The sequence below is a fragment of the Streptomyces sp. DS1-CR2 genome (genome assembly GCF_055760475.1).
On sequence record NZ_CM147085.1, the window covers coordinates 7143837 to 7168833 of the forward strand.

Genomic DNA, 24997 nt, shown 5'->3' on the forward strand with positions numbered 1-24997 from the left:
GAGGGGGACACCATGGGTGAAACGGCGGGGGAGACCGCGGCCGGCGCGGTCCGCGTCACGGCGATCGCCAGCCTGACGCCGCTGGAGGAGCTGGACGTCGACCCCTTCCTCGTGGACTCGCGCGGCCAGCACGCGATGTGCGCCCGCTGGGCCGCCGACCGGGGCTACGTCGTGACCAGGGAACTCCTCGCCCACTCACTGCGCTCCGACCACGACGTGCTGTGGACGGACGTCGACGCGGGCCTCGTCGACCTGTTCGTCGCCCCGAGCGAGAGGGTCCTGCGGGCCGCGCTGCGCTCGGTCGACGAGTTCACGGCCGAGTGCGAGCGCCGCGGCGTCCGCCTGGAGACCGCGGGCCTCGCCGAGCCGTCGTACAACGCGGAGATGAAGAAGCGCGTCCACCGCCGGATGTCGATGCCGACGGCCGGTTACGACGGCTGCTGACCGGCACCACGTTCGTCCCGCGCCGCCCCGCGCCGGGCACCTGTGTTCGCAGTCAGGGGAAAACCCGGACGTATCGCGCTCATATGACACGCTTGGCGCGGGGTCGACGACGTGACGACGAGAGGGTGGGCGAGGCGTGGGCGAGGGGCTTTGGCGGCGGTTCGCCAGCATGTGCTGGCGGTCGATCGCGGTGTGGGCGGTCAGCACCGTCACGATGCTCGTGCTCGCCGGGATCCTGCCGGACTTCAAGCTCCAGTCGGACAACGGCGACAGTGCCACCCGCATCGGCGTCACCGCCGCGCTCGGCGCGGGGGCCTTCGCCGTCCTGTCCGTGCTGGTGTGGCCGCTCCTCGTGCGCGCCCTGCTGCTGGTGCCCGCGCTCGTCCTCGGCCTCGTCGTCTTCTTCCTCAACGGCGGACTGCTGCTCTTCGCCCTGGCCATCGTCCCCGACGGCCGGGGCGAGGCGAACCCCGAGACCGCCGTCGTGGTCGCCGCCGTGATGTCCGCGGTGGCGTCCGCCACCGGAGGAGCCCTCGCCGTACGCGACGACGACGCCTACCGCCGCCGCCTGTACCGCCTCGCCGACCGGCGTCGCCGCAGAGGGAGCGCCGGAGCGGGACCGTCCACCCCCGGCACCGTCTTCCTCCAGCTCGACGGCGTCGGCCACGACGTCCTGCGCGACGCCGTGAACCAGGACGTGATGCCCACCGTCGGCGCCTGGCTCGGCGCCGGCACCCACCGCCTCACGCCCTGGCGCACCGACTGGTCCAGCCAGACGGGCGCCAGCCAACTCGGCATCCTGCACGGCAGCAACTACGACGTGCCCGCGTTCCGCTGGTACGAGAAGGACACCCGCGAGGTCCAGGTCTCCAACCGGCCCACCAGCGCCGCCGAACTCCAGCGCCGCGCCATCGAGCACACCGGCGACGGCGGCCTGCTCACCCTGGACGGCGCCAGCCGCGGCAACCTCTTCAGCGGAGGCGCCGAACAGGTCGCCCTCGTGCTGTCCGTCGCGGCCCGCCGCGGCAAGGAGAACCGCTCGCGCGCCGGCTACTTCGCGTACTTCAGCGACCCGGCGAACGCCGTGCGCACCGCCCTGTCCTTCGTCGCCGAGGCCGGCCGCGAGATCGGCCAGTCCACCCGGGCCCGGCTGACCCGGCAGCGCCCCCGCGTCGGCCGCGGCGGGCTCTACCCGTTCATCCGCGCCTTCGCGACCGTCGTGGAGCGGGACGTCGTCGTCGCCGCGGTCATCGGCGACATGCTCGCGGGCCGCAGCGCGGTCTACGCGGACCTCGTCGCGTACGACGAGGTCGCCCACCACTCCGGGCCCGTCAGCCGCGACGCCGAGAAGGTCCTCGCACGCCTCGACCGCTCCCTCGCGCTGATCGCGAAGGTCGCCGAGCACGCCCCGCGCCGGTACCGGATCGTCGTCCTGTCCGACCACGGGCAGAGCCCCGGCGAGACGTTCCGCGCCCGCTACGGGCTCGGCCTCCAGGACCTCGTCCGGGCCGGCTGCGGACTGCCCGTGCCGCGCCGGGCCCAGCGCACTCACAGTGGCGCCGAGGCCCGCGCGGCCGTCCGGGCCGCGCTGGGCAGGCCCGTGGAGGAGGGCGCCGAGAAGCACCGCCCGTCCTCGCGCCGCTCCGAGCCGATCGTCCTCGCCTCCGGCAACCTCGGCCTGGTCTCCTTCCCCGACGTGCCGCACCGCATGAGCAAGGAGGAGATCGACGCCCGCCACCCCGCGCTCCTGACGACCCTCGCCAACCACCCCGGCATCGGCTTCCTGCTGGTGCGCAGCGAGGAGCACGGCGCCGTCGTCCTCGGCGCGCGCGGCGCCGAGATCCCCCTGGCCGACCTCGACGACCGCCCCGGGCCCCTGGCCGACTTCGGCGCGCACGCCGCCGGCGCCGTCCGCCGTACCGACTCCTTCCCGCACACCGCCGACATCATGGTGAACTCCTGGTACGACCCGGCCGAGGGCGAAGTGCTCGCCTTCGAGGAGCAGATCGGCTCCCACGGAGGCCTCGGCGGCGCCCAGGGACACGCGTTCCTGCTCGCCCCGAAGGCCTTCTCGCCGCCGGTCGCCGAGGGCGCCGAACTGGTGGGTGCCCAGCAGGTCCACCACGTGCTCCGCCGCTGGCTGCGCGAGGGCTGCGGCCCCCAGGTCCCACTGGACAAATCCCGGCACGAGCCCACCCCCGACGCATCATTTACGGTCGCGACGGTCACTCCGCAGGACAAATCCGCCTGATTTTGAACAATGTGTGCCGGGGACCGACCATGAGACGTCGCCCGGCGATCCCGGTCGGCGCCCGCACGAGAGAGGCGCACCACCCCCCATGCCCCACACCGGAACCGTGACGAAGCCGGCTCCGGCCCCGCAGCACGAAGAGCTCCCCAGCAAGCACGCCCGCCGCTTCGGGCTCCCCATCGCCACCGCCCTCGTGATGGGCAACATCATCGGCGGCGGCATCTTCCTGCTCCCGGCCTCCGTAGCCCCCTTCGGCACCATCAGCCTCGTCGCGTTCGGCGTCCTGACCGTCGGAGCCATCGCGCTCGCGCTCGTCTTCGGCCGCCTCGCCCGCCGCCATCCGCAGACCGGCGGACCCTACGTCTACGCGCGCGAGGCGTTCGGCGACTTCGCCGGGTTCCTGGCCTCCTGGTCGTACTGGATCACCACCTGGGTGTCGAACGCGGCGCTGGCCGTGGCCGCCGTCGGCTACCTCGACGTGCTCCTGCCCCTCCACGGCTCCACGTTCTGGACCATCGTCGCCGCGCTCACCGTCCAGTGGCTGCCCGCCCTCGCCAACCTCGCGGGCACCCGCTACGTCGGCGCGGTGCAGCTCGTGTCGACCGTCCTGAAGTTCGCGCCGCTGCTTCTCGTCGCCGTCGGCGGCCTGTTCTTCTTCCACGCCGACAACCTCGGACCGTTCCGGGCGAGCGGCGACTCCTCGCTCGGCGCCGTCTCCGCGTCCGCCGCGATCCTGCTCTTCAGCTACCTCGGCGTCGAGTCCGCCTCGGTCAGCGCCGGCGAGGTCCGCGACCCCGAGCGCAACGTGGGCCGCGCCACCGTCATCGGCACCGGCCTCGCCGCCCTCCTCTACCTGCTGTGCACCCTCGCCGTCTTCGGGACCGTCGCCCACGACCGGCTCGTCGACTCCAGCGCGCCCTTCTCCGACGCCGTCAACGCCATGTTCGGCGGCACCTGGGGCGGCACCGCCGTAGCGATCGCCGCGCTCGTCTCCATGCTCGGCGCCCTGAACGGCTGGACGCTCCTGAGCGCCCAGACTCCGTACGCCGCCGCCAAGGACGGCCTGTTCCCGGCGGTGTTCACCAAGAAGAAGCGCGGCACCCCGACCGCCGGCGTCCTCGTCGCCGTCACCCTCGCCTCGCTCCTGACGGTCTACAACTACACGGCGGGCTCGGCCGGGGTCTTCGAGACGCTCGTCCTCGTCACCACGTTCACCGCGACCGTCCCCTACCTCCTCTCGACCGCCGCCCAGATCTACTTCCTGCTGTCCGGGCAGGGCCACCGCGTCAGCGGCCCGCGCCTGGCCCGCGACCTGGTGCTCGCCCTCGCCGCGTTCGGCTTCTCGCTGTGGCTGGTCGGCGGCGCCGGATACGCGGCCGTCTACCAGGGCGTCCTGTTCCTCTTCGTCGGAGTCCTCGTCTACGCGTGGATGGCGGCCCGCAAGAAGCGCACCGCAGGGGAGACCACCGACTGATTCCGCGCCCCGTGCGCATTGCGGCCATAAGCGGTCCGGGTGTGGTCGGATGGTGCTCAACGCCCCAACCGGCACCCGACTGAAGGGAATCACCGTGGCTACCACGCGCTCCGCGCACACCGTGTGGGAAGGCGATCTGCTCAAGGGGAGCGGCGTCGTCACCTTCGACTCGTCCGGCATCGGCCAGCAGGCCGTGTCCTGGCCCTCCCGCGCCGAGCAGGCCAACGGCAAGACCAGCCCGGAGGAGCTGATCGCCGCCGCGCACTCCAGCTGCTTCTCGATGGCCCTGTCCAACGGCCTGACGACCGGCGGCAACCCGCCCACCAAGCTCGTCACGTCCGCGGACGTCACGTTCCAGCCGGGCGAGGGCATCACCGGCATTCACCTCACGGTCGAGGGCACGGTGCCAGGGCTCGACGAGGCCGGATTCGCCGCGGCGGCCGAGGAGGCCAAGAAGAACTGCCCGGTGAGCCAGGCGCTCACCGGCACCACGATCACCCTCACCGCGAAGCTCGCCTGACGGCGCACGCCCAGCCTTCACGTGCCGCGGTCCCGCAGCGACGGGCCCGCGGCACTGCTGTCACCACGCGTCGCCGGTCACCACGCGCCGCGAGTCAGAGCGCGTCGCGCTTCTTCCGCAGCAGCTCCACCGTGTGCTCCGCGGACGCCGCCTGCGCCGCGATGTGGTCGAGCACCTCCAGATGGGCGCCCACCTCTTCCCGGCCGTCCAGATAGAGCGCGCCCGTGACGTACTCGCTGAAGACCATGTCCGGCAGCTCGCGCACCGGGAACCGGAACAGCGTGAACGGGCCGAACGTCCCCGGGTGCGGGCCCGCCGTGAACTCGGCTATCTGGAGCGTCACTTGAGGCAGTTCGGCCGCCTCTATGAGCCGGTCGAGCTGGTTGCGCAGCACCTTGGGGCCGCCCGGCGGCCGGCGCAGCACCGTCTCGTCCATCACGACCCACAGATGCGGCGCGTCCTCACGGGTCAGCAGCGCCTGGCGGGCCATCCGGAGCGTCACATGGCGTTCCAGGTCGCCGGGCTGCGTGCGGCCGACGGTGCCCGCTTCCAGGACGGCCCGCGCGTACTCCTCCGTCTGCAGCAGCCCCGGCACGAAGTGCGGCTCGTACGACCTGATGAGCCCGGCAGCGCTCTCCAGGCTCACGTACAGGCTGAACCAGTCGGGCAGGATGTCGTGGAACCGCTGCCACCAGCCCGGCAGATTCGCCTCCTCGGCGAGCCCGACGAACGCCTCGGTCTCCTGCTCCGGCACCCCGTACAGCTCCAGGAGCATCTGTACGTACGGGATCTTGAGGGCGACCTCCGCGGTCTCCATGCGGCGGATCGTCGCGCCGGTGACGCGCAGCGCGCGGGCGGCCTCGTCGCGGTTGAGCCCGGCCGACTCCCGCAGTTCCCGCAGGCGTCTGCCCAGGACCACCTGGCCCACGGTCGGCGCGGGCCGCCGTTCACTCACGTCACGTCTCCCCACGTGCCGGGCGGCGAGCGGATTCGGGAGCCGGTGCGCTCCCAGCCGCGGCACTGCGCGCACTGAACATGTGCGCGAGCCGCGTGAACGGTACCAGTGCGATGAGTGGCCTGCCCACTACCGCGTGGATCCGGTGACGAGGCCCCGACTACGGCTCCAGCGACCGCAGATACTTCGCCGTCGCCGGGTCGGCCGGCAGGAACGTCTCGATCGCGAGCTCGGCCACCGTCACGTCCATCGGGGTGTTGAACGTCGAGATCGACGACACGAACGACAGGACCTGCCCGTCGTGCTCGATCACCATCGGCAGCGCGAAGTACGGCACCGCCTCGCCGCCCTCCCCGTCGTCGGCACCGGCGTCCCTGTCAGCCACCGGGTACGCCTTGACCTCGTCGTACACCGCGCGCAGCGCCTCCGAGCGGTCCAGCGCGATCTGTCGCTCCATCTGCGCCAGGAGATGCCCCCGCCACTCGCGCAGATTCCGGATCCGCGGCGCGAGGCCCTCCGGGTGCAGGGTGAGGCGCATCGCGTTGAGCGGCGGGGCCAGCAGCGACTCGGGAATCCCCTCCATCAGCATCGCGATGCCCCGATTGGCGGCGACCACCGTGTACGTCGCGTCGACGACCAGCGCCGGATACGGCTCGTAGCCGTGCAGGAGCCGGTCCAGGCCCTGCCGCAGCGCCGCCATGGAGGGGTCGTCGAGCGGGGTCTCCGCGAACCGCGGCGCGTAACCCGCCGCGAGCAGCAGCGCGTTGCGCTCCCGCACCGGCACGTCCAGATGCTCCGCGAGCCGCAGGACGAGCTCCTCGCTCGGCCGCGACCTGCCCGTCTCCACGAAGCTGAGATGCCGGGCGGACGAGTCCGCGCGCAGGGCGAGCTCCAGCTGGCTCACCCGCCGCCGATCCCGCCACTCGCGCAGCAGAGGACCGATTCCGGACTGGCGAGCACGCGTGGCAGTCGTCATGCCACGACCGTAGCCGAGGGGCGCGCGGCACCGCCCCTGTGGGACGCTGGAAGTCCTCGCACATCACAGGGAAAGGACCTGGTCATGCCCACGGAGCCGCTGTCCCAGAAGGAGATCGAGGACCGTCTCGCCGAGCTGCCCGGATGGAGCGTGGCCGATGACAAACTCACCCGCACCTACCGCCTGGCCAACCACTTCGCGTGCACGGCCCTCGTCGTGCACATCGCGCAGATCCAGGACGAACTCGACCACCACTCCGACCTGACCCTCGGCTACAACACGGTCGCCCTGTCCGTGAACACCCACAGCGTGGGCGGAAAGCTCACCAAATTCGACTTCGCCCTCGCCCAGCGCGTCCAGGAGATCGCCCCCACCCACGGCGCGAGCTGACGGCCGGTGCTGGACTACGACAAGGAAGCCGCGGTCTACGACGAGACCCGCGGCGGCATACCCCGCGCCCGGTCCGCCGCCGAGGCCGTACTGCACCTCGTGCCGCCCGCCGCCCGGACCCTCCTCGACCTGGCCTGCGGCACCGGCCTCGTCACCATGCGCCTCACCCGGCCGGGCCTGCGCCCCGTCGGCATCGACCTCGCCCCTGGCATGCTCCGCGCCGCGGCGCCCCGCCTCGACGGCGCCGCCGTCCGCGGCGACAGCCGCCAACTCCCGTTCCGCAGCGCCTCCGTGGACGCCGTGACCGCGATCTGGCTGCTGCATCTGCTGCCCGACGCGCGCCCCGTCATAGCCGAGGCCGCCCGGGTCCTGCGGCCCGGCGGCGTCTTCGTGACCACCGTCGACAAGGCCGCCGCCCACGACGTCGGCAGCGACATCGACACCCTCGTCGCCCCCTACCGCAGCCGCCTCCCCTCCGACGCGGCCGCACGCATCGCCGCCCACGCCGCCGGCCACGGACTGCGGCCGAGCGGCGAGGCCCGCTTCCCCGGACACGGCCAGGGCCGCACCCCGAGCCGCCTCGCCGACGACGTGCGGCGCGCCAGGATCTACGCGGCCGGGGGCACCGCGCTCGCCGACCTGATCGCCGCGCTCCCTGACCCCGAACTACCCCGCGCGGACCCGGAGTTCACCGTGCACGCCTTCACACGGCACGCCTGACGCACTCACCACCGACGAGGCCGAAGCCCTCTTCCATCCGGGCCACGGTCGACGCGCTGGCCGTCCTCTACGCCTGAACCACGGCCTCACGCACGTGTGCCCCGACTCCGGACGGAGACGGGGCACACGAACCCGTACGCGTGGAGCGATCAGGCCATGTCGAACGTCGCCGGGTCGGGGCCCAGGCGACGGTCCTCGTTCAGCGCGCTGATCGCGGCGATGTCCTCGAGGTCCAGCTCGAAGTCGAACACGTCGATGTTCTCCACGATCCGCGACGGCGTCACGGACTTGGGGATCACGACGTTGCCGAGCTGGACGTGCCAGCGCAGCACGATCTGAGCCGGCGTGCGGCCGTGCTTCTGGGCGATAGCGACGATCGCGGGGACCTCCAGCAGGCCCTTGCCCTGACCCAGCGGCGACCAGGCCTCGGTGGTGATGCCCTGCTCCGCGTGGAACTCACGCGCGGCGCGCTGCTGGAGGTGCGGGTGCAGCTCGATCTGGTTGACCGCCGGGATGATCGACGTCTCGCCGAGGAGGCGCTCCAGGTGCTCCGGAAGGAAGTTGGAGACACCGATGGCCTTGGCGCGGCCGTCCGCGTAGATCTTCTCGAAGGCCTTGTACGTGTCGACGTAGCTGTCCTTCGAGGGCAGCGGCCAGTGGATCAGGTACAGATCGAGGTAGTCGAGGCCCAGCTTGTCGAGGGAGGCGTCGTAGGCGCGTAGCGTCGCGTCGTAACCCTGGTCGGCGTTCCACAGCTTCGTGGTGACGAAGAGCTTCTCGCGGGCGATGCCGGAGGCGGCGATGGCCTTGCCGGTGCCCTCCTCGTTGCCGTAGATCGCGGCGGTGTCGATGCTGCGGTACCCGGCCTCCAGGGCCGTCGCGACAGCCTTCTCGGCCTCGGCGTCCGGCACCTGCCATACGCCGAAACCGAGCTGGGGCATCTCGACGCCGTTGTTCAGGATGATCGGGGGGACCTTGCTCACGAGCTCTCGATCCTTCGCGTTGTCGGGTGGTACTCCCATCGTCAACGATCACGGCCCGGGGCGCATTCCCGTTCACGCCGTGTTCACAGGGGCGCCCCGGGCCCCGCTCACCCGGCCGAACCGAGATAGGCGTCCCGCACGGCCGGGTCGGCGCGAACCGCCGCCGGCGTCCCCTCGGCCAGCACGGTTCCGAGGTCGAGGACGACTATGCGGGAGCAGAGGTCCATGACGAAGGCGACGTTGTGCTCTACGAGGAGCACGGCGCAGCCCTGTTGGTCCGACAGATGGCGGATGACAGATGTCAGCTGACAGATTTCATCATCTGTCATCCCGGATGCGGGCTCATCGAGCAGCACCACCCGCGCCCCCTCCACCCCCGCCCTGGCCAGTTCCACCATGCGTGCCTGGCCTACGGGGAGCGCCCCCGCGTACTCCCCGGCCAGTGCGTCGAGGCCGCACGCGCGCAGCATCGACGCCGCCTGCTCGCGGCGCCGGCGCTCGTACGTCCGTCTGGTCGGCGCCGCCAGCAGGTCGGCGGCGAGCCCGCCCCCGCCGCCCCGCCACTCCTGCGCCACCAGCAGGTTGTCCGCGACCGTGAGCTGGCCGAAGAGCTGCTGGCGCTGGAACGTGCGGCGCATTCCGTGGCGGGCCCGCCATACGGGTGAGCGGCGCGTGATGTCCTCGCCGTCCAGCAGGACGCGGCCCTCGTCGGGGCGCCGGATCCCGGAGGCGACGTCGAAGAACGTGGTCTTGCCTGCGCCGTTCGGGCCGATGAGCCCGCACACCTCGCCGGGGCGCAGCATCAGGCCGACCCCGTCGAGCGCGCGGATCCCGCCGAACCGGACGCCGACCCCGGCCGCTTCGAGTACGGGGTTCCCTGTGGTCCCGCTCATGGCCGTACCGCCCCTTCCTCTTCGGTGGCCTGGGCCGTGCCCGGCCCGCTCGCGGCGAGACCCAGGTAGGCCTCGGTGAGCCGGTCGGCCCGCACCTCGGAGCGCGGGCCGCACCACGAGACGCGGCCCCGGTCGAGATACGCGACGGTGTCCGCGACGCCGAGGATCTCGGTGGCCTTCTCCTCGACGAGGAGCAACCCCGTTCCCGCGTCGCGGAGTTCGGCGAGCAGCCGGAACACGTCCTCGACGATGCGCGGCGCGAGACCGAGGGACGGCTCGTCGGCGATGAGGACGCGGGGCGGCTCCTGGAGGAGCGGGGCGAGGGCGAGCAGTTGCTGTTCGCCGCCGGAGAGCGCGCCCGCGGTGACGTTGCGGCGGGCGGCGAGTCCGGCGAAGCGCTCGTACACGTCCTCGCGCGCGTGCTTGTCGGGGAGGTGCAGGGTGAGGTTCTCCTCGATGGTGAGGGCGGGGAAGATGCCGCGCCCTTCGGGGGCGAGGAGTACGCCGGCCCGCGCCCGGCGGACCGGGCCCTCGCGCGTGACGTCCCGCCCGGCGACGTACACCTGTCCTCGCAGGGGTGTGAGAAGCCCGGCCGCCGTACGGCAAGTCGTGGATTTCCCGGCGCCGTTGGGACCGAGGAGGGCGACGATCTCGCCGGGGTGGACGGTGATGCCGACGCCGTGCAGGACGGGCGCGCCGTCGTATCCGGCGTGAAGGCCGCGCAGTTCGAGGACCGGCGGGGCGCTGCCGTCTTGAGGGGGAGCGGGCGCCTGAGCCGTCGCTTCGGACTGTCCGATGCCCGCCGCCCCCGGCTTCGTACTCCTGCGCCTGTGGCCTCGTACGGAGATCGCCGCGCAGTACCCGTCCGGGTCGTTGGCGAGTGCGAGGCCCGCCAGGCCGAACAGGACGACCGGCAGATGGACGGAGTCCGTGACGTAGTCCGCGACGAGGTGCGGCACGATCGCGTAGACGAGGCCCGCGACGACCGCGAACTGCGGGCGCCGTACTCCTGCCGCGACGACGACCGCGAGCCAGATCAGGCCTGTCATCGCGGTGAAGTCGGTAGCGGTGATACGGGTGTTGTACGACGCGTACATCACGCCCCCGAAGCCCGCGAGGCCGGCCGAGAGAGTGAAGAGGAGGAGTTTGGTACGGATGACGGAGACGCCGGAGGCCATCGCTGCGGCGGGCGCCGAGCGTACGGCGAGCATGGCACGGCCCGAGGGGGAGTTCCGCAGCGCGGCGAGGGCGGCCACGGCGGCCGCGCACAGGACGACCATCGCGACGCCCATCGCCCGGTCGTCGCTCAGGTCGACGGGCCCGAAGACGGGGCGCGGGATCTCCCAGCCGGTGTCGCCGTTCCTCAACCAGCCCATCTGGAAGAGGACTTGGTCGGCGAGGAAGGCGAGGGCGAGCGTGGCGAGGGCGAGGGTACGGCCGCCGAGGCGCAGCGCGGGCAGCGCCACGAGCGCCCCGAGGAGGGCCGCGACACAGGTGCCCACGAGCGCCGCCGCGATGAACGGCCAGCCGTGGCTCATCAGGAGACCCGCCACGAGCGCCGCGCCGGTGACGAACGTGGCCTGCGCGAGGGACACCATCGCGCCGAGCCCCGTCACGACGGTGAAGGAGACGAAGACCAGGGAGAGGGCGAGGCCCTGGGCGAGGATGCCGCTCCAGAACGGGGTCGTCACCGTGTAGAAGGACGCCGCGAGCAGCACGGCGGCCACCGCCCATGGCCCCCATTTCCGCGTCCAGGCGCGGCCCGCGAGGTAGTCGACGGGCGGCGCGTCGGCGGCGGCCGTCCCCGCCGTGCGCTGTCGCCGGGTGAGCAGCAGCAGTCCGGCGAAGAGGATCAGGAACGGGACCGCGGTACGGAACCCCGTGATGCGTTCGGCGAAGGACGAGTAGCCGGCGACGAGGTTCTGCAGGACGCCGAGGCCGAGTCCGCCCGCGAACGCGAGGGGCACGGACGCGAAGCGCCCGAGGACCGCTGCGGTCGCCGACACGAACAGGAACAGCGTGAAGTCGTGGGCGGACAGGCCGAGCAGTGGTGTCGCGAGGACGCCGGCGAGGCCCGCGAGGCCGGACGACACCATCCACGCCACGGTGGAGAGCCGGTCGGCGCTCATGCCGCGCAGCTCGACGAGTGAGCGGTTGTCGACGGCGGCCCGCAGGCGCAGGCCGAGGGTGGTGTGGCGCATCAGGATCCACAGGCCGAGCGCGACGGCGGCGGTCGCCAGCCACGTGATCAGCTGGTCGGAGTCGATGCCGACGCCGTCCATCAGCTGCCAGTTCTTCGCGGGGCTGGGGCCGACGCCCGGCAGCCCGAACTGGTTCTCTGCGGGCTTGAGGGACACCCCGGCGTCGTCGAGCAGTTCCACCACCCATAGGCCGAGCGCGGGCAGTGCGACGAGCAGGCCGATCGTCGCCACGATCTGCGCGGTCTCGCCGACGCGGGCCAGCTTGCGGAACATCAGCCGGTCAAGTCCCCAGCCCAGCAGGGGAGATGCGACGCAGACGAGGAGGAGCGCGGTCGGCACGGCGGGCCAGCCGAGACCGGAGTGGAGCTCGTAGAAGGTGAGCGCGCACAGGTAAGCGGTGGCGCCATGGGCGAAGTTGAAGAGGCCGGAGGCCGAGTAGGACAGGACGAGGCCGGTGGCGAGGAGCGCGTACAGCGCACCCGACACGAGCCCGCTCAGCACGAAGGCCAGCAGGTCGGACATGCGGGGCGCCCCCTACGTGAACGGGATGGGCTCGTAGCACTTGAAGGGTGACGAGACGTGGTACGCCCCGTCCTTGAGCTGGACGAGGGCGCCGCAGCCGAACGACTCCTTCTGCCCCTTGGGCAGGGCTCGGTCGCCGACCATGGTGCCGGTGTCGGAGAACCCGTCCGCGGCCTTCTGGAAGGAGGCGACGGTGAGGTCCCGGCCGGCCTTCTGCGCGATGGAGAGGAAGAGGTCGGCGGACATGTAGCCGGTCATCATGTGCATGTTGAGCGGCACGTCCTTCCCGCCCGACGCCTTCTTGATGTCCGCCTTGAACTGCTTCATCGCCGCCGTCCGCGTCTCGAACGGTTCGAAGGTCAGCAGGATGTGCACCCCGTCGAGCGCCTCCTTCGTCGCGCTCTTGGCGAGCAGCCCCGGGTCGTAGTCGGTCGGGTCGGTGAGGACGCCGCGGTACCCGGAGCGCTTGACGGCGGTGAACAGGCCGATGTTGTACGGGGTTTGCATGACGGAGACGACGATGTCGGGCGCCTTGCCGCCGTCGCTGCGCAGGATCTCCTTGGTGTACGCCGACCAGTCGCTCGGGACCGAGGTCGCGGGCACGGACGCCTTGGCGTAGGTGACCTTGTATCCGGCGGACGCGAAGCTCTGCTTGTAGGTGCGGATGGCGAAGGTGCCCGCGTCGTTGTCGTTGGCGAGGATGGCGACGGTCTTGCCCTTGACGCCGTGCGTGACCTGCTTGAGGCCCTCGGGCCAGGTCTGCGAGATGGTGCCGCCGGGCATCGGGACCATGCAGCCGCCGAAGCCGTAGATGTAGGTGGGCCCGCAGAAGGACGGGATCGTGCCCCAGCCGAAGGTGGGGACCTTCTGCTTCTGGAGGAAGTCGGCGCCGGAGAAGGTGACCGAGCTCATCGGGGAGATCGCGAACACCTTGTCCTGCTGGACGAGTTTGCGGGCCGCGGCGAGGTTCTTGGCCGGGTCCTGGCCGTCGTCCTCAGCGCCCAGGTAATCGATCTTCCTGCCGTTGATCCCGCCCTGAGCGTTGGCGCGGGCGAAGCGGGCCTTCGCGCCGAGGTCGGTGTCTTTCTTGCTGTAGCCGCTGGCGGTCGTCATGGAGACGATGCCGCCGACCTTGATGGCGTCATCCGTCACTCCGCGTGCCGAACTCCCCTTGCTGTCTGGGGAGTTGCCGGTCGCGGCGGAGTTGCACGCGGTGGCGAGCAGCAGTGCCGCCACAGTGGCGGTGATGGCGCGGACAGTTCGCGACACGATGGGCCCCCTCCGTCGGGTGAGGGTGATTCTGTGTGCGACCTGATGAACCGTCAATAACTGACGCATCGGTAATTGATGAACCGTCAGAAAGGCTTCGCGGCCGGGTCAGGGCCTTGCGGCGGGGTTACCTTCGGGAACGTGCCGGCGCGCGATCAGCCCCCGTACAGCGCCTCGACCTCCTCCGAGTACGCCGTCTCGATCGCCTTCCGCTTGAGCTTCAGGGACGGCGTGAGCAGCCCGTGCTCCTCGGTGAACTGGTAGGCCAGTATCCGGAACGTACGGATCGACTCGGCCTGCGAGACCAGGGTGTTGGCCGCCACGACGGCCCTGCGCACCTCGGTCTCCAGATCCGGGTCGTGGACCAGCTGGGCGGGCTTCAGCGGCGGCTTGCCCCGCATGTTCAGCCAGTGCTCGACGGCCTCGCCCTCAAGAGTGACGAGCGCGGCGATGTACGGCCGGTCGTTGCCGACGACGATGCACTGCGCGACCAGCGGATGGTCACGGACGCGCTCCTCCAGCTGCTGCGGCGAGACGCTCTTGCCGCCGGAGGTCACGAGGATCTCCTTCTTGCGGCCGGTGATCGTCAGGTAGCCGTCCTCGTCGAGCGCGCCGAGGTCGCCGGTGGCCAGCCAGCCGTCGTGCAGGGTGGCGTCGGTGGCCTTCGGGTCGTTGAGGTACCCCTGGAACACATTGCCGCCGTACAGCCAGACCTCGCCGTCGTCGGCGATGTGGACCGTCGTGCCTGGGATGGCCTGGCCGACCGTGCCGTAGCGGGTCTGCTCCGGCGGGTTCGCGGTCGCCGCTGCCGTGGACTCGGTGAGCCCGTACCCCTCGTAGATCGTGACGCCGGCGCCCGCGAAGAACAGGCCCAGGCGGCGGTCCATCCCCGAGCCGCCCGACATCGCGTGCCGCACGCGGCCGCCCATCGCCTCGCGGACCTTGGAGTAGACGAGCTTGTCGAAGATCGAGTGCTGCATGCGCAGCGACGCGGAAGGTCCGGGACCGGTGCCGAACGCCTTGGCCTCCTGCGCGTCCGCGTACTTGACGGCGCACTCGACGGCCTTGTCGAACGGCCCCGACTTGCCGTCCTTCTCGGCCTTGCGGCGGGCCGCGTTGAAGACCTTCTCGAAGATGTACGGCACGGCGAGGATGAACGTCGGGCGGAACGACTGCAGGTCGGGCAGCAGGGCCGCCGCGTTGAGCTGCGGCTGGTGGGCGAGCTTGACGCCGCCGCGGATCGCGGCGATCTGCACCATGCGCCCGAAGACGTGCGCGAGGGGCAGGAACAGCAGGGTCGAGGCCTCGTCGCCGCGCTTGGAGTGGAACACCGGCTCCCAGCGGGTGATCATCGTGTCCGCCTCGAACATAAAGTTCGCGTGGCTGATGACGCAGCCCTTGGGGCGGCCCGTGGTGCCCGAGGTGTAGATGATGGTGGCGATCGAGTCGGGGGTGACGGCGCGCCGGTGGCGGTGCACCACCTCGTCGTCGATGTGGGCGCCGGACTCGATCAGCCGGGGCACGGGATCGGAGTCCAGCTGCCACATCCGGCTGAGCGTGGGCAGCCGGTCGATGACGGTGGCGATCGTCATCGCGTGGTCCTCGTGCTCCACCATCGCGGCCGACACCTGCGAGTCGTGCAGGGTCCAGAAGACCTGCTCGGCGGAGGCCGTGGGGTAGATCGGCACGACCTGGGCGCCGATCGTCCACAGCGCGAAGTCGAAGAGGGTCCACTCGTAGCGGGTCCTCGACATGATCGCGACGCGGTCGCCGAAGCGGACGCCCTGCGCGAGCAGCCCCTTGGCCAGCCCGAGCACTTCGTCACGGAATTCGGCGGCCGTCACATCGAACCAGCGGCCCGCGTCGTCCTTGCGGCCGAGTACGACGTGCAGCGGATCTTCGAGGGCATGGTCGAACACGGCGTCGGCCAGGCCGCCCACCGGCAGCGCCGACGCCAGAGGAGGATTGGTGAACTCGCGCAATGTTGCTCCTTGTGGCGCTCCGCACAGCGCCGGTGACGGTACCCCACCGCGCGCCCCGGCGGGAGGGGTTCAAATGGGCCGGAGCGTGCGGAATATGCACTGGTCAGCCGGTGAAATACGGCCACAAGGGGAAGCGCGGGACAGAATTCCTACGGTTCAGTAAGTTTCGGTGGCGTAATCTCCACGGAATCTGTACGGGGTGGTTACCGGGGGTCCGCTGCGGGGTTTTTGGGCGGACTGGTCGCTTCCGATTTCTCCACGGACGGTCCACGAACGTCCCCGGCGGCGGTCGCTCCCGGCGGGCGGTGGGACGCCGGCAGGCGCCCCTGCTATCGACTGCGGTGCAGGCGGTCGCCCCCTTCGAGGATCGCCTGGGCCAGCGCCTGCGCCGCGTCGCCCTGCGACGCGCTGCCGTGCCGCGGGCCGTGCAGCAGCACGAAGTCCACCTCGCCCAGCTCCGGCAGTCCCGCCCGCTCCGGTACGCGGACCAGGCCGGGCGGGATCAGGCCGCGGGAGTGCGCCATCACGCCGAGGCCCGCCCTGGCCGCCGCGATCAGGCCGTTGAGGCTGCCGCTGGTGCAGGCCACGCGCCAGGCGCGGCCGTGCCGCTCCAAGGCTTCGAGGGCCAGGGCGCGCGAGATGCCCGGCGGCGGGTACACGATGAGCGGCACCGGGCGGTCCGGGTCGAGGCGCAGCCGCTCCGCGCCGATCCACACCAGCCGGTCGTGCCACACGGACTCGCCGCGCGGGTCCTCCGGCCGCCGTTTGGCGAGGACCAGGTCGAGCTTGCCCGCGTCGAGCTGCTCGTGCAGCGTCCCGGACAGCTCGACCGTGAGCTCCAGGTCCACCTCGGGGTGGTCGTGCCGGAACGCCTCCAGGATCTCGGTGAGCCGGGTCAGGACGAAGTCCTCCGACGCCCCGAAGCGCAGCCGCCCGCGCAGCCTCGTGCCCGTGAAGAACGCCGACGCCTGCTCGTGCACCTCCAGGATCCGGCGCGCGAAGCCGAGCATCGCCTCGCCGTCCTCCGTGAGCTCCACCGTGTGCGTGTCCCGCGTGAACAGGGTCCGCCCGGTCGCGTCCTCCAGGCGCCGCACATGCTGGCTGACCGTGGACTGGCGCAGGCCGAGTCGGCGGGCGGCCTGCGTGAAGCTCAGCGTCTGGGCCACCGCGAGGAACGTACGCAGCTGCGAGGGGTCGTACATGCCCCCGACCCTACCCGTGCTCATCGTGGAACGTGATGACAGTCAGTGCGGTATGCAGGATTCCCGATCGCCCTGATCAGGAGGACGATGGAGAGGGCACGATCTGAACCGACAGCAAGGAACATGGAACCCGTGAAACGCCTGACTTGGCCGTCCTGGATGCCGGTCGACCCCTACATCCTGGCGCTCATAGGGACGGTGGGCCTCGCGGCGCTCCTGCCCGCGCGCGGCGGCGCGGCCGATGTCGCGTCCGGCGCCTCGACCACCGCCGTCGCGTTCCTCTTCTTCCTCTACGGGGCGCGCCTGTCGACCCGCGAGGCGCTCGACGGGCTGAGGCACTGGCGGCTCCATGTGACCGTCCTTGCCGCCACGTTCGTCGTCTTCCCGCTCCTCGGCCTCGCGGCCCGCGGCCTCGTCCCCGTCATCCTCACGCCGTCCCTCTACGACGGACTGCTCTTCCTCACCCTCGTCCCCTCGACGATCCAGTCGTCGATCGCCTTCACCTCCATGGCCCGCGGCAACGTGCCCGCGGCGATCTGCGCGGGCTCCTTCTCCTCGCTCGCCGGCATCGTCATCACGCCGCTGCTCGCGGCGGGGCTGCTCGGCAACAGCGGCGGCGGGTTCTCCGCGGACTCCCTCGTCAAGATCGTGCTGCAGCTGCTCGCGCCGTTCCTCGCGGGGCAGTTCCTGCGCCGCTGGGTCGGCTCCTTCATCACGCGGCACAAGAAGGTCCTGAGTTACGTCGACCGCGGCTCGATCCTCCTCGTCGTCTACACGGCGTTCAGCGAGGGCATGGTGCAGGGCATCTGGCACCAGGTCAGCGCCGTGCGCCTGGGCGGGCTCCTCGCCGTCGAGGCGGTGCTGCTCGCCGTGATGCTGGCGGCCACCTGGTACGGCGGCAAGGCGCTCGGCTTCGGGCGCGCGGACAGCATCGCGATCCAGTTCGCCGGGTCGAAGAAGTCCCTGGCGGCCGGACTGCCCATGGCGAGCGTCCTGTTCGGGGCGCACGCGTCCCTCGCCGTGCTGCCGCTGATGCTGTTCCACCAGATGCAGCTCATGGTGTGCGCGGTGATCGCCAAGCGCCGGGCGCGCGACCCCCTGGAGCAGGTCAGCGCGGGCGAGCGAGCCGCAGCGTCACGAACCGCGGCCGGTACAGCGACACGTTCCGGCTGACCTGTGCCTGCGCGGTGGCGGGCGCCGCGTCCAGCCAGTTGACGTCGTAGCTCAGCAGCAGGCGCCCGTCGCCGCCGCCGAGCGCGGGGTGCGCCTGCGGGTTGTACGCGGCCGTGCCCTGCGGGAGCGCCCCGTCCGGCGGCAGCGGCGCCTCGAAGCCCTTCGCGGGACCGTGCCAGGGCCCGGTCGGTGCGCACGCCCAGTAAGAGGTGACGCGGGTCAGGCCCGCGGTCCCGGCGGCCATCGTGAACAGGACGTACGTACCGCCGTCGCGCACGACGGTGAACGCGCTGCCGACCCCGCGGCGTTCACCGTCGCCGAGGACCGCCCGTGGCCGGGCAGCGCGCGTCCAGCGCGAGCCGTCCCAGTAGCGCCACGCCCCCGGCTCGGCGAGCCGGCCGCGCGGCACGCGCGCGACATAGGCATGGCGCGTGGCCCCCTGCCCGTCGTCACCGCCGAACACGTACGTCCATCCGCCCCGGTCGAGCGCCGTCGTGCCGAACAGGACGCGCCGCGCCGGATCCGGCACGCCCCGCTGGTCGAGGACCGTCGCGACGCTCTCGACGCGCAGGCCGGGCAGGGACAGCGTGGCGACCTCGGTGGCGGCGGGCATGCCGTAGATCCAGGGGCCCGTCCCCGTCGTACGGGTCCACAGCAGGACGCGGACGACCCGCTCGGCGGAGCCGGGGGAGCGGGGCTCGACGCGGGCCGCGACCGGCCAGCGCCACTGCTGCGGCGCCGGGTCGGGGAACAGGGGCGCGGGGAGCGTGCGCTCCAGGGTGCCCGAACGGCCCATCACCACGGCCGAGTTGCGCACGAACGGCGCCGACATGTCGCGCCAGGCATGGGGCTGGCCCGCCGGATTGGGCGGCGCGTGCACCTGTCCCAGATAGGTGTCGGAGAACAGCCACAGGACCCGCCCGTCCGGGAGCCGCACCGAGTGCGTACCGTCGCCGCCCGTCCAGTCGTCGCCCCGCGACGCGTCGTCGCCGTAGCGGGCGAACGCGCCCGTGAGGCCGGTGTCGGCGGACCACGACGCGACGACGCGCGCCGCGCATGGGCGACCGCCCTCCCGGTCGTCGTCCGGGAGGGCGGTCAGCAGGGCGGCGGCGCAGACCAGGGCGAGCAGCAGGCCGAGACCCGCTCCCAGGCTCCTGCGGCGCACCGCCTCCGTGTCCGCGGGCACGCTGGGACGTTAGTGGCCCCCGCGCACCCGGTCCATGGGCAGCCACAGGACGGTGTCCGGGGTCACAGTGGTGACCGGGGTGTTGAGTTCCTCGTCGCTCAACGCCCGGTCCTGGATCCGGACTTCGTCGATCGCGCCGGTGAAGTGCGCCCGGCTGTCCATCCGTTCGCCCACGTGCACGCCGAACGGCGAGTTACGGCTGACGGAGCCCGGCACGTCGGGCGTACTGACCGACGTCCCGTCGACGGTGAGCGTCAGCTGCCCACCGCCCCGCCGCAGGGACAGGTGGTGCCACTGGCCGTCGTTGTAGGCGCCCGTGGTGCGCACCGACGCGGACCGCGGGGCCGCGGCGCCGTCCCGCGTGGTGATCAGACCCGTGATGCGGTTGCTCGCCGGCTCGGCGCGCAGCCACACCTGCGGCTGCGTGGTGCCGATGCCGCCCATCCACAGCAGCGGCTGCTCACCGGTCGTGGCGGAGTAGCGGAACCACAGCGACGCGGTGAAGTCCTTCGCGCCGAGCGGCAGTCGGTCGCTGTACGGGAGCCGTACCGCGTCGTCCGTGCCGTCGAAGGAGAGCGCCCCGCCGAAGCGGCCTGCCGTCGGGGAGGCACCGCCGAGCACGGCCGCGTCCCGTGCGTGGCTGGCCCGGTCCTCCGTCGTCGGGTCCGCGCCGCGGCGCGGCGTCAGCCAGTCCTCGGTGAAGCGCGCGAAACGGATCTCGTCGCGCGCGTCGACCGCGCCGCCCTCATACATGAGGCCCACATGGTCGCCGGTCGCCTGCACGAGGTCCGAGTAGCCGGACCAGTCGGTCGTCACCACGGTCGAGCGGTCGAAGCTGTCCCAGGTCCGCCCGCCGTCGTACGAGGAACGGACGGTCATGGTCCGGCGCCGGTCGGGGTCGCCGGGGCAGGCCAGCAGCAGCCGGTTGCCGGTGCGCAGGACCGAACCCTGCACCTGGGGGGTGTAGAGGTCGGGGAGTGTCGTGAAGCGCCGCGTGAACGAGTCGCCGCCGTCCCGGCTCCATGTGTGCGTGCGGTGACCGAGGTCGGTGCCGTCCTGCTCGCGCCCCGACACGTACAGCGTGCCGCCGGGCAGTTCGGCGAGGGTCATCTCGGACGGCTTCTGCCGGAAGGTGCCGTCGTCCGCGATCGGCCACGAGTCCTTCGCGCCGACCCGCCAGTGCCTGCCGCCGTCGTCGCTGACCATGAGCGCGGCATGGTTCGCGGTGATGCGACTGCCGTTCCAGGTCTCGGCGTTGACGGTGAAGACAAGCCGCCCGCGGTGGCGCCCCTGGGCGAGCTGGAGGCCGTGCACCGGCCCCGTCGCGTACCAGGAGTTCCAGTCCTTCGGCAGGATCTCGTCGCTCAGGTCGCGCGGCGCCGACCAGGTGCGGCCGTCGTCGTCGCTGTACTGGAGGTGCGGGGTGCGGTCGCACGGAATGTCGCAGTTCTTTCCGTCCGTGCGGCCGGTGTTGTACGTCTCCGCGAGCACGATGCGGCCCGTCCTGAGGTCGACCACGGGGGCGGGGTTGCCGTGGGTGTCACCGGCGCCCTCGTTGACGACCTGGAGCGGGCTCCAGGTGCGGCCGCCGTCCTCGGACCGCTTGACGACGATGTCTATGTCGCCCGCGTCGGAACAGTCGTTCGTCCGCCCCTCGGCGAAGGCGAGCAGCGTCCCCTGCTTCGTCTTCACCACGGCCGGAATGCGGTAGCAGGCATACCCGGGATCCTGGGAAGCCTTGAAGAGGACCTGCTGCTCGAACGGCGGTTGCGCCGAGGCCGCTCGGGCAGCGGTGGCCTGGGTCGCTTGTGTCGCGTCAGCCGGTTCTGCGGCTTGCGCGGGCAGTGCGGCTCCCGCGGCGACCGCGAGCAGCGCGACGACGGATGTGCCCAGGGATCTCAGACGTACACGGAGACTTGACGGCATGGTGCTGCCACCCTTCAACGGCTCGTGCCAAGGCTGATGTCACGGCTCATGCGTCTGGACATCCAGACATCCCACGTCCAATGTCCGGGCCACAGACGCTACTTGGGACGCTCGGCACGCCACAAGCACCGTGCATCAGGGGATCAGGACGACTTTGCCCGGATTGGCGCGCCCCTCCATCGCCTCGCGGGCCCGCGCCGCGTCCTCCAGGGGGCATGCCGGGGTGCGTCGGCGCGTGGGGCCCGGCCGGCGCAGGGGGCGCTCCCCGCCGGATCCGGGCCCCGTCGCCGTGCCGCGGGGAAACCGGTCAGCCCTGGGCGGCCGCGGCCCGCAGGGCGATGCGGTGTTCTCCTGCGTACACGTTCATGTGGGGCCCGCGCAGGAAGCCGACCAGGGTGAGGCCGCTCTCGGCGGCCAGGTCGACCGCGAGCGACGACGGCGCGGACACGGCCGCGAGGACCGGGATGCCCGCCATCACCGCCTTCTGCGCGAGCTCGAAGGAGGCGCGGCCCGAGACGAGCAGGATCGCGCGGGACAGCGGAAGCCCGCCGTTCTGGAGGGCGCGCCCGACGAGCTTGTCCACCGCGTTGTGCCGGCCCACGTCCTCGCGGATGTCGAGCAGTTCCCCTGCCTCCGAGAACAGCGCCGCGGCGTGCAGACCCCCGGTCCGGTCGAAGACCCGCTGGGCCTCGCGCAGCCGGTCGGGGAGGCTCGCCAGGAGCGAGGGCTCGATCCGGACCGGGGGAGTGTCGTCGATCGCGAACCGGGTCGTCGTACGCACCGCGTCCAGGCTCGCCTTCCCGCACAGGCCGCACGACGACGTCGTGTACACATTGCGTTCGAGCGTGATGTCGGGGATCTCCACGCCGGGAGCGGTGCGCACGTCGACGACGTTGTAGGTGTTGACACCGTCCGCCGTAGCCCCCGCGCAGTACACGATGCTCTGGAGTTCCTCCGTCGCGCCGAGGACGCCCTCGCTGACCAGGAACCCCGCCGCGAGAGCGAAGTCGTCGCCCGGGGTGCGCATCGTGATGGCGAGAGGCTTGCCGTTCAGGCGGATCTCCAGGGGTTCCTCCGCGACCAGGGTGTCGGGCCTGCTGGAGACCTGCCCGTCCCGGATGCGGAGCACCTTGCGTCGTTCCGTGACTCGTCCCATGTGTCGATCAGTCCCGGTTCTGTACGTGCTGATAGCCGAAGCGGCCCTTGATGCAGAGGTTGCCGTGGGTCACCGGGTTGTCGTGCGGCGAGGTGACCTTGACGATCTCATTGTCCTGCACATGGAGAGTGAGGTTGCAGCCCACTCCGCAGTACGCGCACACGGTCGTCGTCTCCGTCTGCTCCGCCTCGTTCCAGGTGCCCGCCGCCCGCATGTCGAACTCCGACTTGAAGGACAGCGCGCCCGTCGGGCACACCTCGATGCAGTTGCCGCAGTACACGCACGCCGAGTCCGTCAGCGGCGCGTCGTGCTCCACGGCGATCCTGGCGTCGAAGCCGCGCCCGACGACCGAGATGGCGAACGTGTTCTGCCACTGGTCACCACACGCGTCGACGCACTTGTAGCAGAGGATGCACTTGTCGTAGTCCCGGACGTAAAGATCGTTGTCGACGCGCGGTTCCTCGTCCACACGTGCCGCGTCCGGGCCGAACCGGTCGGGCTTCGCCTCGTACTCCTTGATCCACTCGGCGGCGCGCGGTGTCGTCGACAGGTTCACGGACGAGGCGAGCAGTTCGAGGACGACCTTGCGGCTGTGCCGGGCCCGCTCCGTGTCGGTGCGGACCTCCATCCCCGCCTCGGCCTTGCGCGAGCACGCCGGGGCGAGGGTGCGGGCGCCCTCGACCTCGACGACGCACACCCGGCACGCGTTCTTAGGAGTGAGGGTGTCGCCCTCGCACAGCGTCGGGATGTCCTTGCCCGCGGCCCGGCAGGCGTCCAGGATCGTCGACCCCTCGGGCACCCGCGACTCCTGCCCGTCCAGCGTGAACTCGACGAGGCGGCGCGGCACTCCCAGCGGTATGGCGGTCATTCGTACGCCCCCAGGCGGTCGATGGCGGATTCCACGGCGTTCCACGCGGTCTGCCCCAGACCGCAGATCGAGGCGTCCCGCATGGCCCGCCCCACCTCCCTGAGCAGCGCGATGTCACCTGCGGCCGCCGCACCCGTCCGCTCGGCGATCCGGTGCAGCGCCTCCTCCTGCCGGACCGTGCCCACCCGGCACGGCACGCACTGTCCGCACGACTCGTCGCGGAAGAACTCGGCGATCCGCAGCAGGATGCGCGGCAGCGGAACGCTGTCGTCGAGGGCGAGGACGACGCCCGAGCCGAGCGTCGTGCCGGCCGCGCGCGTCCCCTCGAAGGTGAGCGGGATGTCCATCTCGTCGGCGCGCACGAAGCCGCCCGCGGCGCCGCCGAGCAGCACGGCCCGCAGGTTGTCCGGCTTCCCCGCGAGGTCTAGGAGTTCGCCGAGCGTCGCGCCGAACGGCAGCTCGTAGATCCCCGGCCGCTCGACGCTCCCCGACACGCAGAACAGCTTCGGCCCGGTCGACTTCTCCGTGCCGATCGCCCCGTAGGCCTCGGCGCCCATCGTCAGGATCGGCAGCACGTTCACGAGCGTCTCGACGTTGTTCTCGGCCGTCGGCTTCCCGAACAGGCCCTTCTCCACGGGGAAGGGCGGCTTGGAGCGCGGCTCGCCGCGGTAGCCCTCGATGGAGTTGAAGAGCGCGGTCTCCTCGCCGCAGATGTACGCGCCCGCGCCCCGCCGGATCTCGATGTCGAAGGCGTAGCCCTGACCGAGCACGTCGTCCCCGAGGAGCCCGCGGGCGCGCGCCTGGTCGATCGCGTTGCTCAACAGCCTCAGGGCGCGCGGGTATTCACCGCGCAGATACAGGTATCCCTTGTGGGCGCCGACCGCGTACCCGGCGATCGTCATGGCCTCGATGAGGGAGTACGGGTCCCCTTCCATCAGGACCCGGTCCTTGAAGGTGCCGGGCTCGGATTCGTCGGCGTTGCACACCAGGTAGTGCGGATGGTCGGGCTGTGAGGCGGTGGCCTTCCACTTGACGCCGGTGGGGAAGGCCGCCCCGCCGCGCCCGACGAGCCCCGCGTCGGTCACCTCCCGGATCACCCCCGCGGGCCCGAGCGCGAACGCCCGGCGCAGGGCGGCATATCCGCCGTGGGACCGGTAGTCGTCGAGCGAGCCCGGGTCCACGACTCCGATGCGGCGCAGCAGGGTGAGTCCGGGCTGCCCGGCCTGCGGGACGGCGAGCGAGGCGGGCGGTTCGGGCTCGGCGGCCTCGGGCGCGGAGGCGGCGAGGACAGTGGCCTCGGGGGTGGCGGGGGCCACGACGGCGGTCGCGTGCGGCTTCCCGGCATCCGGTGCGCCGCCCTCGGCCGATGGCGAACCCGCCCGCACCACCAGCGCCGCCGGCGCCCGCTCGCACAACCCCAGACAAGGACTCCGTTCGACCGAGATCCCGCTCCCCAGCCCCAGCCGACCCTCCACCCCCGCGCAGAGCTCGGCGGAGCCGGCCGCCGCGCACGCCACGTCCGTGCACACGTGCAGCACGGTCGCCGGGCGCGGCTTCACGGAGAACATCGAGTAGAACGTCGCCACCCCGTACGCCTCCGCAGGCGGCACCGTCAGCCGCCGGCACAGATAGTCGAGGGCGCCGTCGCTGATCCAGCCGACCCGGTCGTTGACCGCGTGCAGCCCCGGCAACAGCAGGTCCCGCCGCTCCCGCGCCGCACGGCCCCCGCGCGCCCAGCGCAGATCCGCGTCCGAACGGACCGTCGAGTCACCGAAAGGGGCTTCCCACGCGGAGCCGGGCGGCCCGAGCAGCGCGTCGACCGCCTCGCGTTCCTCGTCGGTGGGCTTGCTGTCACCGAAGCGCAGATCCATTGCTCTCCTACGTGTTACGTTTCGGGTGCCCCGGA

20 protein-coding genes are annotated in these 24997 nt (G+C 71.7%); 7 read left to right on the forward strand and 13 right to left on the reverse strand.

All coding sequences use genetic code 11. The features are described 5' to 3' along the window. Window positions 1–12 precede the first annotated feature (12 nt). The 4 genes from ACY0PA_RS33645 (at window position 13) to ACY0PA_RS33660 (ending at window position 4689) form a co-directional block, all read left to right on the forward strand. Window positions 13–444 carry a hypothetical protein gene (locus tag ACY0PA_RS33645; RefSeq protein WP_473081217.1) on the forward strand — a complete coding sequence of 144 codons (432 nt, stop codon included), beginning with the start codon at window positions 13–15 and terminating at the stop codon, window positions 442–444. Window positions 445–613: 169 nt separating this feature from the next. Continuing rightward, window positions 614–2695, forward strand: coding sequence for a phage holin family protein (locus tag ACY0PA_RS33650; RefSeq protein ID WP_473086513.1), 2082 nt, complete (start codon window positions 614–616; stop codon window positions 2693–2695). Between the two features lie 88 nt (window positions 2696–2783). Beyond that, window positions 2784–4169 carry an amino acid permease gene (locus ACY0PA_RS33655; protein ID WP_473081218.1) on the forward strand — a complete coding sequence of 462 codons (1386 nt, stop codon included), beginning with the start codon at window positions 2784–2786 and terminating at the stop codon, window positions 4167–4169. A 94-nt stretch (window positions 4170–4263) separates the two neighbouring features. Further along, window positions 4264–4689 (forward strand): OsmC family peroxiredoxin, encoded by a 426-nt coding sequence (locus ACY0PA_RS33660; protein WP_473081219.1) that lies wholly within the window; start codon window positions 4264–4266, stop codon window positions 4687–4689. A gap of 94 nt (window positions 4690–4783) precedes the next feature. On the opposite strand, the gene ACY0PA_RS33665 is transcribed toward ACY0PA_RS33660, so the two are convergent. Together ACY0PA_RS33665 and ACY0PA_RS33670 are read right to left on the reverse strand one after the other, a co-directional pair. Next, window positions 4784–5644 carry a helix-turn-helix domain-containing protein gene (locus ACY0PA_RS33665; RefSeq protein ID WP_473081220.1) on the reverse strand — a complete coding sequence of 287 codons (861 nt, stop codon included), beginning with the start codon at window positions 5642–5644 and terminating at the stop codon, window positions 4784–4786. Between the two features lie 160 nt (window positions 5645–5804). Further along, a complete protein-coding gene (locus tag ACY0PA_RS33670) occupies window positions 5805–6620 on the reverse strand; it encodes a helix-turn-helix domain-containing protein (protein WP_473081221.1) in 816 nt (271 codons plus the stop codon). Window positions 6621–6704: 84 nt separating this feature from the next. On the opposite strand from ACY0PA_RS33670, the gene ACY0PA_RS33675 reads away from it, so the two are divergent. After that, window positions 6705–7010 carry a 4a-hydroxytetrahydrobiopterin dehydratase gene (locus ACY0PA_RS33675; protein ID WP_473081222.1) on the forward strand — a complete coding sequence of 102 codons (306 nt, stop codon included), beginning with the start codon at window positions 6705–6707 and terminating at the stop codon, window positions 7008–7010. Window positions 7011–7016: 6 nt separating this feature from the next. Continuing rightward, window positions 7017–7730 carry a class I SAM-dependent methyltransferase gene (locus ACY0PA_RS33680; RefSeq protein ID WP_473081223.1) on the forward strand — a complete coding sequence of 238 codons (714 nt, stop codon included), beginning with the start codon at window positions 7017–7019 and terminating at the stop codon, window positions 7728–7730. Window positions 7731–7879: 149 nt separating this feature from the next. Here the strand turns inward: ACY0PA_RS33680 and ACY0PA_RS33685 are convergent, their stop codons facing one another. The 6 genes from ACY0PA_RS33685 to ACY0PA_RS33710 all read right to left on the reverse strand — a co-directional run bounded on the left by ACY0PA_RS33685 (window position 7880) and on the right by ACY0PA_RS33710 (window position 16782). Next, a complete protein-coding gene (locus tag ACY0PA_RS33685; RefSeq protein WP_473086514.1) occupies window positions 7880–8671 on the reverse strand; it encodes an aldo/keto reductase in 792 nt (263 codons plus the stop codon). A gap of 149 nt (window positions 8672–8820) precedes the next feature. Further along, on the reverse strand, window positions 8821–9606 hold the full coding sequence (locus ACY0PA_RS33690; protein WP_473081224.1) for an ABC transporter ATP-binding protein: 786 nt from the start codon (window positions 9604–9606) through the stop codon (window positions 8821–8823). After that, a complete protein-coding gene (locus ACY0PA_RS33695) occupies window positions 9603–12329 on the reverse strand; it encodes an ABC transporter permease subunit (protein ID WP_473081225.1) in 2727 nt (908 codons plus the stop codon). The genes ACY0PA_RS33690 and ACY0PA_RS33695 overlap by 4 nt, the downstream gene beginning before the upstream one ends. A 12-nt stretch (window positions 12330–12341) precedes the next feature. Beyond that, complete coding sequence (locus ACY0PA_RS33700; RefSeq protein WP_473081226.1) at window positions 12342–13598, reverse strand: ABC transporter substrate-binding protein; 1257 nt, start codon at window positions 13596–13598, stop codon at window positions 12342–12344. A 155-nt stretch (window positions 13599–13753) separates the two neighbouring features. After that, window positions 13754–15580: an AMP-dependent synthetase/ligase gene (locus ACY0PA_RS33705; RefSeq protein WP_473081227.1), complete on the reverse strand. Its 1827-nt coding sequence runs from the start codon at window positions 15578–15580 to the stop codon at window positions 13754–13756. Window positions 15581–15909: 329 nt separating this feature from the next. After that, complete coding sequence (locus tag ACY0PA_RS33710) at window positions 15910–16782, reverse strand: LysR substrate-binding domain-containing protein (RefSeq protein WP_473081228.1); 873 nt, start codon at window positions 16780–16782, stop codon at window positions 15910–15912. Between the two features lie 159 nt (window positions 16783–16941). Between ACY0PA_RS33710 and ACY0PA_RS33715 the strand changes: the two genes are divergently transcribed. Then, window positions 16942–17955, forward strand: a complete 1014-nt coding sequence (locus ACY0PA_RS33715) for a bile acid:sodium symporter family protein (protein WP_473086515.1) — start codon at window positions 16942–16944, stop codon at window positions 17953–17955. On the opposite strand, the gene ACY0PA_RS33720 is transcribed toward ACY0PA_RS33715, so the two are convergent. The 5 genes from ACY0PA_RS33720 to ACY0PA_RS33740 all read right to left on the reverse strand — a co-directional run bounded on the left by ACY0PA_RS33720 (window position 17891) and on the right by ACY0PA_RS33740 (window position 24962). Next, the gene (locus ACY0PA_RS33720; RefSeq protein ID WP_473081229.1) at window positions 17891–19141 is read right to left on the reverse strand and encodes a hypothetical protein; all 1251 of its coding nucleotides are present in this window, start codon (window positions 19139–19141) and stop codon (window positions 17891–17893) included. The genes ACY0PA_RS33715 and ACY0PA_RS33720 overlap by 65 nt on opposite strands. A 9-nt stretch (window positions 19142–19150) precedes the next feature. After that, window positions 19151–21067, reverse strand: coding sequence for an exo-alpha-sialidase (locus ACY0PA_RS33725; protein WP_473081230.1), 1917 nt, complete (start codon window positions 21065–21067; stop codon window positions 19151–19153). Window positions 21068–21374: 307 nt separating this feature from the next. Next, complete coding sequence (fdhD, locus tag ACY0PA_RS33730; RefSeq protein ID WP_473081231.1) at window positions 21375–22223, reverse strand: formate dehydrogenase accessory sulfurtransferase FdhD; 849 nt, start codon at window positions 22221–22223, stop codon at window positions 21375–21377. Window positions 22224–22230: 7 nt separating this feature from the next. Next, a complete protein-coding gene (locus ACY0PA_RS33735) occupies window positions 22231–23091 on the reverse strand; it encodes a 2Fe-2S iron-sulfur cluster-binding protein (protein ID WP_473081232.1) in 861 nt (286 codons plus the stop codon). Continuing rightward, a complete protein-coding gene (locus ACY0PA_RS33740; RefSeq protein ID WP_473081233.1) occupies window positions 23088–24962 on the reverse strand; it encodes an NAD(P)H-dependent oxidoreductase subunit E in 1875 nt (624 codons plus the stop codon). The genes ACY0PA_RS33735 and ACY0PA_RS33740 overlap by 4 nt, the downstream gene beginning before the upstream one ends. Between the last annotated feature and the right edge of the window lie 35 nt (window positions 24963–24997).